The organism is Pseudomonas sp. MS646 (assembly GCF_036693845.1).
Taxonomy (GTDB): Bacteria; Pseudomonadota; Gammaproteobacteria; order Pseudomonadales; family Pseudomonadaceae; genus Aquipseudomonas; species Aquipseudomonas chlororaphis_E.
This window is the reverse complement of the sequence record NZ_CP144763.1, coordinates 4,230,175-4,244,946: the sequence shown is the minus strand read 5'-3', so window position 1 is coordinate 4,244,946 and position 14,772 is coordinate 4,230,175. Positions and strand designations below refer to the sequence as shown.

Annotated in this window: 8 protein-coding genes (1 of these 8 only partly in view); 4 read left to right on the top strand and 4 right to left on the bottom strand. The window is 65.7% G+C overall.

Features of this window, described 5'->3' with window-relative positions; genetic code table 11:
- Nucleotides 1–8: 8 nt before the first annotated feature.
- Entirely contained in the window at nt 9–368 is a 360-nt protein-coding gene (locus V3H56_RS18435; protein WP_042732157.1) for a DUF6124 family protein, read from the top strand.
- A 140-nt stretch (nt 369–508) separates the two neighbouring features.
- On the opposite strand, the gene V3H56_RS18430 is transcribed toward V3H56_RS18435, so the two are convergent.
- Together V3H56_RS18430 and V3H56_RS18425 are read right to left on the bottom strand one after the other, a co-directional pair.
- A complete protein-coding gene (locus V3H56_RS18430) occupies nt 509–2,332 on the bottom strand; it encodes a glycoside hydrolase family 15 protein (protein ID WP_053151613.1) in 1,824 nt (607 codons plus the stop codon).
- Nucleotides 2,325–3,125: a glucose 1-dehydrogenase gene (locus tag V3H56_RS18425; protein WP_053151610.1), complete on the bottom strand. Its 801-nt coding sequence runs from the start codon at nt 3,123–3,125 to the stop codon at nt 2,325–2,327. The genes V3H56_RS18430 and V3H56_RS18425 overlap by 8 nt, the downstream gene beginning before the upstream one ends.
- 160 nt (nt 3,126–3,285) lie before the next feature.
- On the opposite strand from V3H56_RS18425, the gene V3H56_RS18420 reads away from it, so the two are divergent.
- Nucleotides 3,286–4,461, top strand: coding sequence for an MFS transporter (locus V3H56_RS18420; protein ID WP_042732814.1), 1,176 nt, complete (start codon nt 3,286–3,288; stop codon nt 4,459–4,461).
- Nucleotides 4,462–4,496: 35 nt separating this feature from the next.
- On the opposite strand, the gene V3H56_RS18415 is transcribed toward V3H56_RS18420, so the two are convergent.
- Nucleotides 4,497–5,630, bottom strand: coding sequence for a cupin-like domain-containing protein (locus tag V3H56_RS18415; protein ID WP_338473735.1), 1,134 nt, complete (start codon nt 5,628–5,630; stop codon nt 4,497–4,499).
- Between the two features lie 80 nt (nt 5,631–5,710).
- Nucleotides 5,711–6,481 carry a trans-aconitate 2-methyltransferase gene (tam, locus tag V3H56_RS18410; protein WP_047737816.1) on the bottom strand — a complete coding sequence of 257 codons (771 nt, stop codon included), beginning with the start codon at nt 6,479–6,481 and terminating at the stop codon, nt 5,711–5,713.
- A 145-nt stretch (nt 6,482–6,626) separates the two neighbouring features.
- On the opposite strand from tam, the gene V3H56_RS18405 reads away from it, so the two are divergent.
- Both V3H56_RS18405 and V3H56_RS18400 read left to right on the top strand, forming a co-directional pair.
- Nucleotides 6,627–7,361, top strand: a complete 735-nt coding sequence (locus V3H56_RS18405; protein ID WP_042731904.1) for an alpha/beta fold hydrolase — start codon at nt 6,627–6,629, stop codon at nt 7,359–7,361.
- Between the two features lie 248 nt (nt 7,362–7,609).
- Nucleotides 7,610–14,772, top strand: partial view of a non-ribosomal peptide synthase/polyketide synthase gene (locus V3H56_RS18400; RefSeq protein WP_338473734.1) — the 5' portion only. It continues 5,191 nt past the right edge of the window; the window shows 7,163 of its 12,354 coding nt (coding positions 1–7,163); its start codon is at nt 7,610–7,612; its stop codon lies off the right edge, out of view.

Here is a 14,772-nt window from a genome sequence, read left to right as displayed (position 1 = left end):
TTCATGTCATGGTCAAGATCACCCCCAACCCTCCAAAAGCCGAAAACCTTTCCGCCTACACCACCTTCAATACCCAAAAACTCCGCGAAGCCGCCGACCGGGCGTTGGACGCGCATTTGTCTGCCGCGACCCCGGCCAAGCCCGACACCCAGGATGGGCAGGTATTTTCAGTGGTCCCGGGCCTCAATACCGAATCGGTGCTGACCAGCCTCAGCGAAACCTTGGCCTCGGCCAACGCCATGGTCAGTGACCTGGCATTCGAACTGGAGGGCTCGCGACGGCATGTGGCACTGGGGATTTTGCAGTTGATCGAGTTGGGTGCGTTGCTGGCTGACCGGGCGCTGGATGATGTGGAGCTGCCCCGTTAACTGACCCGCCGTCCCGTGGCGAGGGAGCTTGCTCCCGTTGGGCTGCGCAGCGGCCCCAGGCATCTTGCGCCTGCTGCGCAGTCGAGCGGGAGCAAGCTCCCTCGCCACAAGGTATCTATTTGGGCGCGTGGTTATGCAGCTCACGGCTGCCAATGATTTTTCTCCCCACTCAACTTGCGATCCAGGAAACTTGCCGCGCTGATCAGTGCCAGGTGAGTCAGGGCCTGGGGGGTGTTGCCCAGGTGATAGCCGTGGCTGTCGAATTCTTCGGCGTACAGCCCCAGGGGGTTGGCGTAGCGCAGCAGTTGTTCGAACTCCAGTTGGGCTTTTTCCACGCGGCCGGCGCGGGCGAGGCATTCGACGTACCAGAACGAGCAGGCGGCGAAGGAGCCTTCGGTGCCGCTGAGGCCGTCGATGGGGCTGTCGTCGTTGCGGTAGCGGTACACCATGCCGTCGCGCACCAGGCTCTTTTCAATGGCGTCCAGGGTGGAGAGCCAGCGCGGGTCGCGGGCGCTGACGAAACGGACCAAAGGCATCAGCAACATCGAGCCGTCGAGGGCGGTGCTGCCCAGGCGCTGGACGAAATGCTGATGTTCGTCGTTCCAGAAGTTTGTCCAGATGTCTTCGTAGATCGCCTGGCGGGTCTCATCCCAGCGGGCGAACGGGGCGGGCAGGGAGCGTTTTTCGGCGAGGCGGATGGCGCGGTCGACGGCGACCCAGCACATCAGTCGCGAATGCAGGAAATGCTGTTTCTCGCCGCGCATTTCCCAGATGCCGACGTCGGCGTCCTGCCAGACCTCGCACACCTGGTCGATCACCTCGACCGTGTGTTTCCAGCCTTGGTGCGAAATGGCCTCGCCGTACTTGTTGACCAGGTAAACCGCGTCCATCAGTTCGCCGAAGATATCCAACTGGATCTGCTGGTAGGCCAGGTTGCCGATGCGCACCGGCTGCGCATTGCCGAAACCGCTCAGGTGCGGCAATTCGCTTTCGGGCAGCTCCAGCCGGCCGTCCAGGCCATACAGGATGTTGAGTTTGGTCGGCTGTTCGCAACAGTCGCTGACCCGGCCCCGTAACCAGCGCATGTAGGCGTTGGCTTCTTCGACGAAGCCCAGGCGCATGAACGCATAGACGGTAAAGGACGCGTCGCGGATCCAGGTGTAGCGGTAATCCCAGTTGCGTTCGCCGCCGCGGGTTTCCGGCAGGCCGAAGGTGGCGGCGGCGAGGATGGCGCCGTGTTTGCGCGAGGTCAGCAGCTTCAAGGCCAGGGCGGAGCGGTTGACCATTTCCCGCCAGCGCCCGCGATAGTTGGACTGGCCGATCCAGCCACGCCAGAACGCCAGGGTCCGTTCCAGGCAGATGCCGCTGACGTCGTCCTGAAGCCGCGGGTCGTCGATGCCGCCCAAGAGGAACTCGGCGCTCTGGCCTTGTTCGAGGGTAAATTCGGCCACTGCCGCATCGCCGTCCAGGGTCATGGCCTGATCGGAACACAAGCGCAGGCTCGGTTGCCCCGGCGCCTCGAAGCAGACATGGGCCTGGTCTTGGCGCGCTTGGGTGGCGGCGCGGGCATAGTCGTGGCGCACCGCGCAGCGCATGCGAAACGTCGCGCTGCCCACGGTCATGTGCACCTTGCGCATCAGTACGGGCAGGTCATCCTCGGTGTCGCCGATGGGCAGCAGGTCGGTGATTTCCACCACGGCGCCGTCACTCAGCCAACGGGTTTGCAGCACGTTGGTGTCGGGCAGGTAGATCTGCTGGCGACGCGCGTCCGGCAGGTCTGGCGCGAGTTGGAAAATACCCGCCGCCGGAGTGTCCAGCAGCGAACAGAAGATCGACGGACTGTCGAATTCCGGCCAGCAGAAAAAATCGACACTGCCGCGGTCGTTGACCAGGGCGGCGGTGCGCATGTCGCCGATGATGCCGTGGTTCTCGATGGGGCTTTGCGGTTCGTCATGATCAGCCATTGCCGCGAAACCCCGGATAAAGGCTCATCCCGCCGTCGATGAACAAGGTGGTGCCCACCACATAGTCGGACAGATCCGACGCCAGCCACACCACTGCGTTGGCAACGTCCTCCACATCCCCGACGCGGCCGTAGGGGATCAGGTCCAACAGCTTCTGCCGCTGTTCACCTTCGACGACGTCGCGGTTGATGGCCGTGCTGATGGCGCCGGGGGCGATGCTGTTGATGCGGATGCGCTGGTGGCTGGTTTCCTGGGCCAGGCTCTGCATCAGCAGGTCGACACCGCCCTTGGAGGCCGCGTAGTTGACGTGACCGGCCCAGGGAATGCGCTGGTGCACCGAGCTCATGTGGATAATTTTGCCCGCTGCCCGGGACACGCCCTGGCGAATGCCCTGGCGAGTGAAGATGCGCAGGGCGGCGCGGGCGCAGAGGAACTGGCCGGTGAGGTTGGTGCCGATCACGGTGTTCCAGTCTTGCAGGCTCATGTCGACGGCGGCCGCATCTTTTTGCAGGCCGGAGTTGGCCACCAGGATATCCAGTGTGCCAAAGGCCTCCAGGGTCTTGGCGAACAGCCGTTCGACGTCCTCTTCCCGGGAGACATCAGCCCCCACGGCCAGGGCGCGCCCGCCGTTGTCATTGATCTCGCGAGCCAGGTCTTCGGCCGGGCCGGCGCTGGAATGGTAGTTGAGCACCACGGCGGCACCGGCGTCCGCCAACGCCCTGGCGGCACCGGCGCCAATGCCGGAACTGGCGCCGGTGACGAGGGCGACTTGTTGGGCGAGGGAAATCTGCATGAATGGGCACCTTCACTGGACGGCTTTATAGGCTGACTGGCGTGAGGCCTGGAGAGTTCACTCGTGCCAGACAGTCTTCACATTCTCACCACATTTGGGCGCTTCCCCCGTGGTCGTCCTTTGTGGCAAGTTGCAGGCCCCCTGTTAAGGCCCGTAGCCCATGGCAAACCCCTATCGCGAACTGTTCAACGCCCCCGGCAGCCTGGGGTTCGTGCTGGCCGGCATGGTGGCGCGCATGCCGATTTCCATGACGGGCATCGGCCTGATCACCATGCTCTCGCAATTGCAGGGCGGCTATGGCCTGGCCGGTGCAGTGGCGGCGACGTTTGCCTTGGCGACCGCGTTCTGTGCACCGCAGGTGTCGCGCCTGGTCGACCGTTTCGGCCAAGGACGTGTCTTGCCGATCGCCGCGCTACTCGGTGGCGGGGCGCTGGCGCTGCTGTTGCTGTGCACGCACTTGCAGGCGCCTCAATGGACGCTGTTCGTGTTCGCCGCTCTGGCCGGTTGCATGCCGAGCATGTCGGCCATGGTGCGGGCGCGCTGGACCGAGTTGTACCGCGGCCAGCCGCAATTGCGCACCGCCTATGCGCTGGAGTCGGTGCTCGATGAAGTGTGTTTCATCGTCGGGCCGCCGCTGTCGGTGGGTCTGTGCGTGGTGGCGTTTCCGGAGGCGGGGCCGCTGGCGTCGGTGCTGGCGCTGGCGCTTGGGGTGACGGCGTTTGTCTTGCAGCGCGGCACCGAGCCACCGGTGCACCCGCATCAGGCCCAGCACCAAGGTTCGATCATCGCTTCGGGTGACGTGCTGTTGTTGCTGCTGTTGATGATAGCCATGGGCATCATCGTCGGCGTGGTGGATGTGGTCAGCGTGGCGTTCGCCCAGCAACAGGGGCAACCGGCGGCGGCGAGTATCGTGCTGTCGGTGTATGCCTTCGGTTCGTGCCTGGCGGGATTGGCCTTCGGTGCGCTTCGTTCAAAGCTGCCCTTGCCGCTGCTGTTTTTGTACGGTGGGGCAGGTACGGGGTTGACGACGCTGCCGTTGTTGCTGGCGTCCAATATCACCGGGTTGTCGGCGGCGATGTTCGTCGCTGGGCTGTCCTTTGCGCCGACGCTGATCGTCGCCATGGCCCTGGTGGAGCGCCTCGTGCCGCCGGCCAGGCTGACCGAAGGCCTGACCTGGCTGGTGACCGGCCTGAGCATCGGCGTGGCAATCGGTGCGGCCGGCTCCGGCTGGCTGGTGGACACCTTTGGCGCGCGCAGTGGGTTCTGGCTGGCGATAGTGGCCGGCGCGGTGGTGTTGGGCGCGGCGGTGCAGAGTTATCGGCGGTTGAAAGAGTGATCAGCCACAAGAGCATTGTGCCAAGGTATCTGCCGCTACCAACCCCGCCCCGAATTCACCCAGAAATTCACCGACAACGAAGTCGACACCGACGCTACCTGGTGGAACCAGCCTTCAGGCAGGAACAGCAAGTCCCCGGCCTCCAGTGTCACCCGCATGAACGTGACGTCCCGGGCGTGGGGGAAGCGCTGGTAGTCCGGCGCGTCGGGGTTGAAGTCGCAACCGTCGAGCCCGCCCTGGGGCGCGGTGGACCAGGTGCCGAGGGCTTCGCGGTGATGGGGCGCGGCGAGGGTGAAGGTTTTCTGGCCCCAGACCTGGGCGAACAGGTTGTCGGTGTCGTCGCGGTGCAGCGGTGTCAGCGTGCCCTTGGGGCCGATCCAGATGCGCGGCGGGATGAACAGCGCCGGGTCGAAGTAGGGCGGGTACTTGATCTGCTCCAGCAATTGCGCGGGCAGGATGTTGTTGCCCATGTACGCCGGTGGCTCACCGTTGGCGCTCGTGGCCGCGGGGCTGTCGAGGGAGGCGATGAAGTCGGCCATGGAGGTGGAGCGGAAATCCCGCTCGGTGGAGAAGGTTTTCTTCACGTAGTCGCCATGGCGGGTGATGCCTTGCAGTTGCGCAAAGTGCACCAGGGACTCCTCGCGGCTGAGCTTGAACAACGGCCAGTCCTGCAGCGCATCGCTGATGACCACCGGGATGCCGTGGGGCAGATAGCGAGCGCGAAACTCCTGCACTGACAAACCGCTGCGCGGTCGACGCTCCACGCTGCGCTGGACCGGCAGGCTGGCGGTGAGTTTTTCGCTGAAGCGCGACGGGGTCGGGTAGCGCTTGTTCATGTCGACTTTTTCTACCACGCCACCCCCATGCCGGGCATGGTCGATGATCTGCGGCAGCAACGTCGCCAGGCCCATGTTGCCGCCGATCTTCAGGCGCCCGCTGGCGAACAATTCTTCGACGTTGGCCATGCCGCCCATGATTGCGAGAAAGTCCTTCTCTGCCACGTCGATGGTCACGTCGGGGCTGGTGTGCCGACCGGCCTGGGTGCGGCTGCCGGCCTTGACCTCGGACCAGTACGCCTGGTGCGGGCCGAACACGAATTGGAAGACGCCCTCGATACCGACGGCGCCGGCATTGGCGAACAGTTTGCCCAGGATGGTTTGCAGGTCCACGGCGCTCACTCTTGTGGGTTTGGGTCCTAGCAGAGGACGAGCGCCTGGTTCAGGAATTTAGTCCCGCGCCGGCCTTTGCTTCAACGCGTCGCCACCATGAACACGCGGGGGAACGGCAGCAGCACCGAGCCATCGTCCAGGGTCGGGTAAGCCTGTTCGACGGCTTTGAGGTACTGGGCCAGGTACTGCTCGCGCTGCGGCTCATCCAGAGGGGCGAGAAACGGCCGCAGGCCACTGCCCTTGAACCACTCCACCACGCCCGCCGCGCCGTCGGCCAGCGGGTGATGGTAGACCGTGCGCCAGACGTCGACGCGGGCGCAGTGGGGCTTGAGGATCGAATAATAGGTGCTGGGGTCTTCGACCTCGGTGCGGCTCTGCGCGGCCTGCGCCAGTTGGCTGGCCCAGGGACCGTTCGCCGCGATATCGCGCATCAGGCGATGGGAGGGCTGGTGCAGGGTGTCGGGCATCTGGATCGCCAGGCTGCCGCCGGGGGCGAGTTTGTTCACCAGGGCGGGCAGCAGCGTGGCATGGTCGGGCAGCCATTGCAGCGCGGCGTTGGCGAAGATCACGTCGAACGGTCCGGGCTCATGCCATTGGCCGATGTCGGCGATATCAAAGGTCACGGCGGGCAAGCGGCGGCGAGCGGCCTCGATCATGTCACCGGAGCTGTCCAGGCCGCGCACCGTTGCGCCGGGGAAGTGTTCCACCAGCAGTTCGGTGGAGTTGCCGGGGCCGCAGCCTAGGTCGATCACCGAGCGTGCCTCGCGGGTCGCAATGGCGGCCAGCAGGTCCCGGGCGGGGCGGGTGCGTTCCTGTTCAAACGTGACGTACTGTCTGGCGGACCAGCTCATGGCGTTCTCCTTCAAGGTCGGCGTGAGTCCAGGGTCGTCAGTATAAGGGGGTGCGAAGGCGATAGCGCGAGCGCTTGGCGGGTGACTAATTTTTTGTCATGTTGCTTCGTTATCTTCTACACACGACCGATCGGAGAAAACCGCAGTGACTCAACTGACCCTGCTGTGCCTGCCTTATTCCGGCGCCAGCGCGATGGTTTACAGCCGCTGGCGGCGCAAGTTGCCGCAATGGCTGGGCGTGCAGCCGGTGGAGTTGCCGGGGCGCGGGGCGCGTTTCGGTGAGCCGCTGCACACCGAGATGGGGCCGTTGGCGATGCAACTGGCGCGGGAGCTGCGCCCGACCCTCCAGGCGCCTTATGCCTTGTTCGGCCACAGCCTGGGGGCGCTGCTGGCCTGTGAGATGGCCCATGCCTTGCGCGAACTCGGTTGCCCGGAGCCGGTGGCCTTGTTTGCCTCGGGCACCGCGGCGCCAACGATGCGAGCCGACTACGACCGGGGTTTCGCCGAGCCGAAAACCGACGCCGAACTGATCGACCAGTTGCGCACCCTCAACGGCACCAGCGAGGAGGTGCTGGCCAACGAAGAGTTGATGGCCCTGACCCTGCCGGTGTTGCGCGCAGACTTCCTGCTGTGCGGGCGTTTCCAGCCGCGGGTGCGCCCACCGCTCACTTGCCCGGTGCACGTGCTCGGTGGCACCACCGACCGGGCCAGCACCGAACAACTGATCGGCTGGAGCCGCGAGACGTCCGGCAGTTTCTCGGTGGACATGCTGGCCGGCGGGCACTTCTTTATCCATGAGCACGAGGCCAGGGTGCTGCGGCTGATCAAGGATCAACTGAGCGTGCATCATCGCCGACACGGGCTGGCAATCAGCGCCTGATCATTATTCCCTGCACCCTCTCCTGTGGGCGCGAGCTTGCTCGCGAAAGCATCAATGAGTCACCGCCTCCCTGGCTGACCCAGAGCTTTTGCGAGCACGCTCGCTTCCACCTACCCATCAATCCGTGCCCCTCGTTTTAAGCCCTTCCTGATACCTATTCTCAAACGCTAATTTTTCCGGTCTGCATTCGTTTTATAGGGACGACTTGCCTCTGTGCCTTGTGCCCACTGATTCCGGATACCCCTCAAATGAATGCTGAAGACGCCTTGAAACTTGCTCGCCGGTTTATCGGGTTGCCCCTGGAAAAGCGCCGTACGTTCCTGGCGGCGCTGGACAAGGAGGGCGTGGCGTTCAGCGGCTTTCCCATCCCTCGGGGCGTCGAGGCCGAAGATCGCCAGGCCCTGTCCTATGCCCAGCAACGCATGTGGTTTCTCTGGCAACTGGAGCCGGCGAGTGGCGCCTATAACCTGCCTGGCGCGGTGCGCCTCAAGGGCGCGTTGAGCCTGTCGGCGCTGGAGCAGGCGTTCGCCAGCCTGGTGGCGCGCCATGAAACCCTGCGCACGGTGTTCCAGCGCCAGGCCGACGACAGCCTGGTGCAAGTGCCCGCCAGCGCCGCCCTGGAGATCGAGCGGCAGGACCTGCGAGCCTTGCCAGCCGCCGAGCGCGAGCACGCGGTGCGCCGTGCGGCCGAGGCGCAATCGATGCGCCCCTTCGACCTGTCCACCGGGCCCTTGCTGCGGGTCGAACTGCTCGCGCTCCAAGACCAGGAGCACGTGCTGCTGCTGACTTTGCATCACATCGTCTCCGATGGCTGGTCGATGAACGTGCTGATCGACGAGTTCATCCGCAGCTACGACGCCTTCGAGGCAGGCACCACGCCGCAACTGGCCGAGTTGCCGATCCAGTACAGCGACTACGCCCTCTGGCAGCGGCGCTGGCTGGAGGCCGGCGAGCAGGCGCGACAACTGGCGTATTGGCAGGCCCGGTTGGGCGACGAGCAGCCCGTGTTGGCGTTGCCCCTCGATCATCCGCGTCCGGCGATGCCCAGCTACCGTGGCACCCGCTACACGTTCGACGTGGAACCGGCCTTGACCGAGCAGCTGCGCGCCACCGCCCAGCAGCACAACATCACTTTGTTCATGCTCCTGCTCGGCGCGTTCAACGTGCTGTTGCATCGGTACACCGGCCACACCGACATCCGCGTCGGCGTGCCCATCGCCAACCGTAACCGGGCCGAGACCGAAGGGCTGATCGGCTTCTTCGTCAACACCCAGGTGTTGCGCACCGAGCTGGGCGGCCAGACTCGTGTCGATGAGCTGCTGCGCGCGGTCAAGGACGCGGCGCTGGGCGCCCAGGCCCATCAGGACCTGCCCTTCGAGCGGCTGGTGGAAGCGCTCAACGTGGAGCGCAGCCTCAGCCATACGCCGCTGTTCCAGGTGATGTACAACCACCAGCCGCAAGTGGCCGACATCGCCAGCCTTCACACCGCGTCGGGCCTGGAGCTGTCGATGCTGGCGTGGCAGAGCCGCACCACCCAGTTCGACTTGACCCTCGACACCTGGGAAAAGGCCGGCAAGCTGCACGCGGCGCTGACCTACGCCGATGACCTGTTCGACGCCGCCACCATCGCCCGCATGGCACGCCACTGGACGCGCTTGCTGCAAGGCATGGTGGCCGACAGCCGTGCGCTCATCGGTGAACTGCCGCTGCTCGAAGCCGACGAGTACCAACGCCTGATCCACGACTGGAACCCGGTCGATGGGTCGTTCGAGCACAGCCTGTGCATTCACCAGGTGATCGCCCGCCAGGCGGCAGCCACGCCGGATGCCTTGGCCGTGACCTTCGCCCACACGTCACTGAGCTACAGCGAGCTGGATGGCCGTGCCAATCGCCTGGCCCACAAGCTCATCGAATTGGGCGTTGGCCCGGAAGTCCGCGTCGGCGTGGCGATGCCGCGCTCCGAGCAGTTGCTGATCGCCTTGCTGGCGGTGCTCAAGGCCGGCGGTGCTTATGTGCCTCTCGATCCGGATTATCCGGCCGAGCGGGTGGCCTACATGCTCGACGACAGTCGTGCGCGGGTGCTGCTGACCGAACAGGCAGTGGCGGCGACTTTGTCGGTGCCTGAGGCCACGGCGGTGCTGATGCTCGATCGTCTCGACCTGGACGGTTATTCCCTCGCTGCCCCCCGCACCGGCGTGACCCCGGACAACCTGGCCTACGTGATCTACACCAGCGGTTCCACCGGCCTGCCCAAAGGCGTGGCGATTGCCCATCGCAACGTGCTGGCGCTGATCGATTGGTCGCGCGCGGTGTACCGTCGCGAAGATATCCAGGGCGTGCTGGCGTCCACCTCGGTGTGCTTCGACTTGTCGGTGTGGGAGCTGTTCGTGACCCTGGCCAACGGCGGTTCGCTGATCATCGCCCGCAATGCGCTGGAGCTGCCGCAACTGCCGGCCCGGGATCAGGTGCGCCTGATCAACACGGTGCCGTCGGCCATCGCCGCGTTGCAGCGCAGCGGCGGGATTCCGGCCAGTGTGCGGATCATCAACCTGGCGGGAGAGCCGCTGAAGCAAAGCCTGGTGGAGGCGCTGTATGAGTCGCCGACCCTTGAGCATGTCTACGACCTGTACGGCCCCTCTGAGGACACCACCTATTCCACCTGGACCCGGCGCACCGTCGGTGGCACGGCGAACATCGGCCGCCCGCTCAAGCACACCGCCAGTTACCTGCTGGATGCCGACCTGCAAGCGGTGCCCCAAGGTGTTTCGGCGGAACTGTACCTCAGCGGCGCAGGCATCACCCGGGGTTACCTGGGTCGGGCGGCGCTGACCGCAGAGAAGTACGTGCCCCATCCGTTTTCCACTGCGGGCGAGCGGTTGTATCGCACCGGCGACCTGTGCCGTTATCGCGTCGATGGCGTGCTCGAATACCAGGGCCGTATCGACCATCAGGTGAAGATCCGCGGGTTCCGCATCGAGCTGGGGGAGATCGAAGCGCGGCTGTTGCAGCAGCCCCAGGTGCGCGAGCTGGCGGTGCTGGTCCAGGACAGCGAGCAGGGCCAGCAACTGGCGGCGTTCATCGTGCCGAGCGACGCTGCCGTGCTGACCCAGGCCGAAGCCCAGGTGCACCTGCGCGAAACCCTCAAGGTTGCCTTGCGCGAACACTTGCCGGACTACATGGTGCCGACGTACCTGGTGTTCCTGGAACGCCTGCCCCTGACCCCCAACGGCAAACTCGACCGCAAGGCGCTGCCAGCCGTGGACGGCAGCGACCAGCAGCGCGCGTTCGTGGCGCCGCGCAGCCCCGTTGAGAAAAACCTGGCGGCGATCTGGCAGTCGGTGCTGAACCTCGCCGAGATCGGCCTGGACGACAACTTCTTCGAGTTGGGCGGCGACTCTATCGTCTCCATGCAAGTGGTCAGCCGCGCGCGGCAGGCCGGAATCACGCTCAACCCCAAGGCGCTGTTTCAACATCAGACCCTGCGTAGCCTGGCGCAGGTGGCAGGCGCGGGCGACCCGCAAGTGGTCGAGCAGGGCCCGGCCACGGGCGTGGTGCCGTTGACCCCGGTGCAGCATTGGTTCTTCGAGCGTGACATCCCCGAACGCCAACACTGGAACCAGTCGCTGTTGCTGGTGCCGAGCCAATGGCTCGACGCACCTGCACTGGACATGGCCCTGACTCACCTGACCGGGCATCACGACGCCTTGCGCCTGCGTTTCACCCAGGTGAATGGCCAGTGGCAGCAGGCCTATGTCGAACCGTCGGCGGCCAGCCTATTGTGGCAACGCCAGGCGAGCTCGGTGGAACAGCTCAACGCCCTGTGTGATGACGCCCAGCGCAGCCTGGACCTGGAAGACGGGCCATTGATGCGGGCGTTGCTGGTGGACATGGCCGACGGCAGCCAGCGCCTGTTGCTAGCAATTCATCACCTGGTGGTGGACGGTGTTTCCTGGCGCGTGCTGTTGGACGACCTGCAACGTTTCTACGGCCAGCTACATGCCGGCCAGCCGCTCCAGGCGCCCGCGAGGACCAGCGCCTACGGGGCGTGGTCGAGCCGGCTGCACGGCGACCTCGACCGGTTCATGCACAGCCTCGACTACTGGCGTGCCCAGGCGGGCACCGGCAATGACTTGCCGTGTGACTACCCGCAGGTGGCCCTGCAGGCTCGCGACGAGCGCAAGGTCCAGGTGAAGCTGGACGCCGAACAGACGCGCCAACTGCTGCAACAGGCCCCCAAGGCCTACCGTACTCAGGTCAACGACCTGTTGCTGACCGCCCTGGCGCGCACTCTGTGCCGTTGGACCGGTCAGGACCACGCGCTGATCCAACTGGAAGGGCATGGCCGCGAAGACCTGTTCGACGGCGTTGACCTGACCCGCACCGTCGGCTGGTTCACCAGCCTGTTCCCGGTCAGCCTGCGACCGGCCGCCGAACTGGGCGCCTCGCTCAAGGCCATCAAGGAGCAACTGCGCGCCGTGCCGGACAAGGGCCTGGGTTATGGCGTGCTGCGCTATCTGGGCGAACCGGCGGTGCGCGCCGAGCTGGCGGCCCTGGCGGCGCCGCGCATCACGTTCAACTACCTGGGCCAGTTCGACCGTCAGTTCGACGACGGCGCGCTGTTCGTGCCGTCCAGCGAAGGCAGCGGTGCCGCCCAGCATGCCCGGGCGCCGCTGGCGAACTGGTTGACGGTCGAAGGCCAGGTCTACGGCGGCGAGCTGACGCTGAACTGGGGCTTCAGCGAGCGGATGTTCAAGCACCAGACCATCGAAACCCTGGCGGCGGCGTATCGCGCCGAGCTGAGCGCGCTGATCGAGCATTGCTGTGGCCTGCAAGCGCCGCAAGCGACCCCGTCGGACTTCCCCCTGGCGCGGATCACCCAGGCGCAGCTCGACAGCCTGCCGGTGGACGCCGGGCAACTGGACGATCTCTACCCGCTCTCGCCGATGCAGCAGGGCTTGTTATTCCACGGCCTGTACGAGCAGACGGCGGGGGCGTACATCAACCAGTTGCGGGTGGACGTGCACGGCATCGATCCGCAACGGTTTCGCCAGGCCTGGCAGGCCACGCTCCAGGCCCACGACATCCTGCGCAGCGGCTTTGCCTGGCAGGGTGACCTCGAACAGCCGGTGCAGATCGTCCTGCGCCAGGTCCAATTGCCGTTCACGCACCTCGACTGGCGCGGGCACGAGCGGCTGGCCGATGCCCTGGATGAACGCGCCGAAGCCGAACGCCGGGAGGGTTTCGACCTGGCCCAGGCGCCGTTGCTGCGCCTGGTGCTGGTGCAGACCGCTGCCGATCGTTGGCACCTGATCTACACCCATCACCACATCCTGATGGACGGCTGGAGCAACGTCCAATTGCTGGGTGAAGTGCTCCAGCGCTACAGCGCTCGCCCAGTCGTGGCCAGTGGCGGACGCTATCGCGACTACATCGCCTGGCTGCAACGCCAGGACGCGCACCAGAGTGAAGCGTTCTGGACGGCGCAACTGGCCACCTTGCAAGAGCCGACGCGGTTGGCGCGGGTGCTGCCCGGCGCTGAAGCCGAGAGTGGTCATGGCGATCATTACCTGACCCTGGATGCCCCGCGAACCCAGGCCCTGGAACAATTCGCCCGCGCGCAGAAAGTCACCCTCAACACCCTGGTGCAGGCGGCGTGGCTGTTGCTGCTGCAGCGCTACACCGGCCATGCCAGCGTGGCCTTCGGCGCCACCGTGGCCGGACGTCCGATGGAACTGCCGGGCATCGAGCAGCAGGTCGGCCTGTTCATCAACACTTTGCCGGTGATCGCCGCGCCGCGCCCGGACCAGTCGGTCGCGGCCTGGTTGCAAGCCGTGCAGGCGCAGAACCTGAGCCTGCGTGAATACGAGCACACGCCCCTGGCCGATCTCCAGCGCTGGGCCGGGCAGGGCGGCGAGGCACTGTTCGACAACATCCTGGTGTTCGAGAACTACCCGATTGCCCAGGCCCTGCAACAAGGTGCCGAAGACGGTGTGGTGTTCGGCGAGGTCAGCCACCTGGAGCAGACCCATTATCCGTTGAGCGTGGCCGTGACCCTCGGCCAGACGCTGGCGTTGCACCTGTGTTTCGACCGCATGCAGTTCAGCCTGGCCGCCATCGAGGGCATCGCCGCCCAACTGGTGCATCTGCTGGAGCGCTTCGCCGAGTCAGCCGTGCGCCAACTGGGGGACATTGCCCTGGTCAGCGCCGAAGAGCAGGCCCGACAATTGGCGGCCAATGCGCCACAGCCGTACCCGACCGACGTCGCCGTGCACCAGCGCATCGCCCAGTGGGCCGCGTTGAGCCCGCAGCGTACGGCGGTGAAGTTCGACGGCGAATCGTTCAGCTACGGCGACATCGATCGCCGGGCGAACCAATTGGCCCATGCCTTGATGGCTCGTGGCGTCGGCCCGGAAAGCCGGGTCGGCGTTGCCTTGCCGCGCAGCGAAGGGGTGATCGTCGCACTGCTGGCGGTGCTCAAGGCCGGTGCTGCCTATGTGCCGCTGGACACCGGTTATCCCCGTGAGCGCCTGGCCTACCTGATCGAGGATTGCGGGCTGGCGCTGTTGCTCACCGATTCCCGGGTGTCGGCGCAACTGCCCCTCGAAGGCGTCGCCCAGGTGCTGGAACTCGATGGCCTCGACCTGAGCCGGCAACCGATGGACGCCCCTGTCGTGTCCATCGATCCGCAAAGCCTTGCCTACGTGATCTACACCTCCGGTTCCACCGGCAACCCCAAAGGGGTGAGCGTGGCCCATGGTCCGCTGGCGATGCACTGCCAGGCCATCGGCGAGCGCTATGAGATGCTGGCCAGCGATTGCGAGTTCCACTTCATGTCCTTCGCCTTCGACGGCGCCCATGAACGCTGGCTCACCAGCCTGACCCACGGCGCTTCGCTGCTGGTTCGCGACGACAGCCTGTGGACCCCGGAGCAGACCTACAACGCCATGCGTGAACACGGCGTGACGGTGGTGGCGTTCCCGCCGGTGTACCTGCAACAGTTGGCCGAACACGCTGAGCGCGAAGGCAACCCACCGAAGGTGCGCATCTACTGCTTCGGCGGCGACGCGGTGCCCAACGCCAGTTTCGAGCGGGTCAAGCGCGCCCTGGACCCGGACTGCATCATCAACGGCTACGGCCCGACCGAAACCGTGGTCACGCCGCTGATCTGGAAGGCCGGCCGCGAGGTGAGCTGTGGCGCCGCTTACGCGCCCATCGGCAGCCGCATCGGCGATCGCAGCGCCTACGTGCTGGACGCCGACCTGAACCTGTTGCCCCAAGGCCTGGCCGGTGAGCTGTACCTGGGCGGCAGCGGGCTGGCCCGGGGTTACCTGAACCGTCCGGGCCTGACCGCCGAGCGCTTTGTCGCCGATCCGTTTGGTGGCCGCGGCGGCCTGCTGTACCGCACCGGTGA

Bases quoted from the DNA above. Each gene is read 5' to 3' on its own strand.
- V3H56_RS18435 (WP_042732157.1), top strand. From the start codon at position 9: ATGGTCAAGATCACCCCCAACCCTCCAAAAGCCGAAAACCTTTCCGCC.
- V3H56_RS18430 (WP_053151613.1), bottom strand. From the start codon at position 2,332: ATGGCTGATCATGACGAACCGCAAAGCCCCATCGAGAACCACGGCATC.
- V3H56_RS18425 (WP_053151610.1), bottom strand. From the start codon at position 3,125: ATGCAGATTTCCCTCGCCCAACAAGTCGCCCTCGTCACCGGCGCCAGT.
- V3H56_RS18420 (WP_042732814.1), top strand. From the start codon at position 3,286: ATGGCAAACCCCTATCGCGAACTGTTCAACGCCCCCGGCAGCCTGGGG.
- tam (WP_047737816.1), bottom strand. From the start codon at position 6,481: ATGAGCTGGTCCGCCAGACAGTACGTCACGTTTGAACAGGAACGCACC.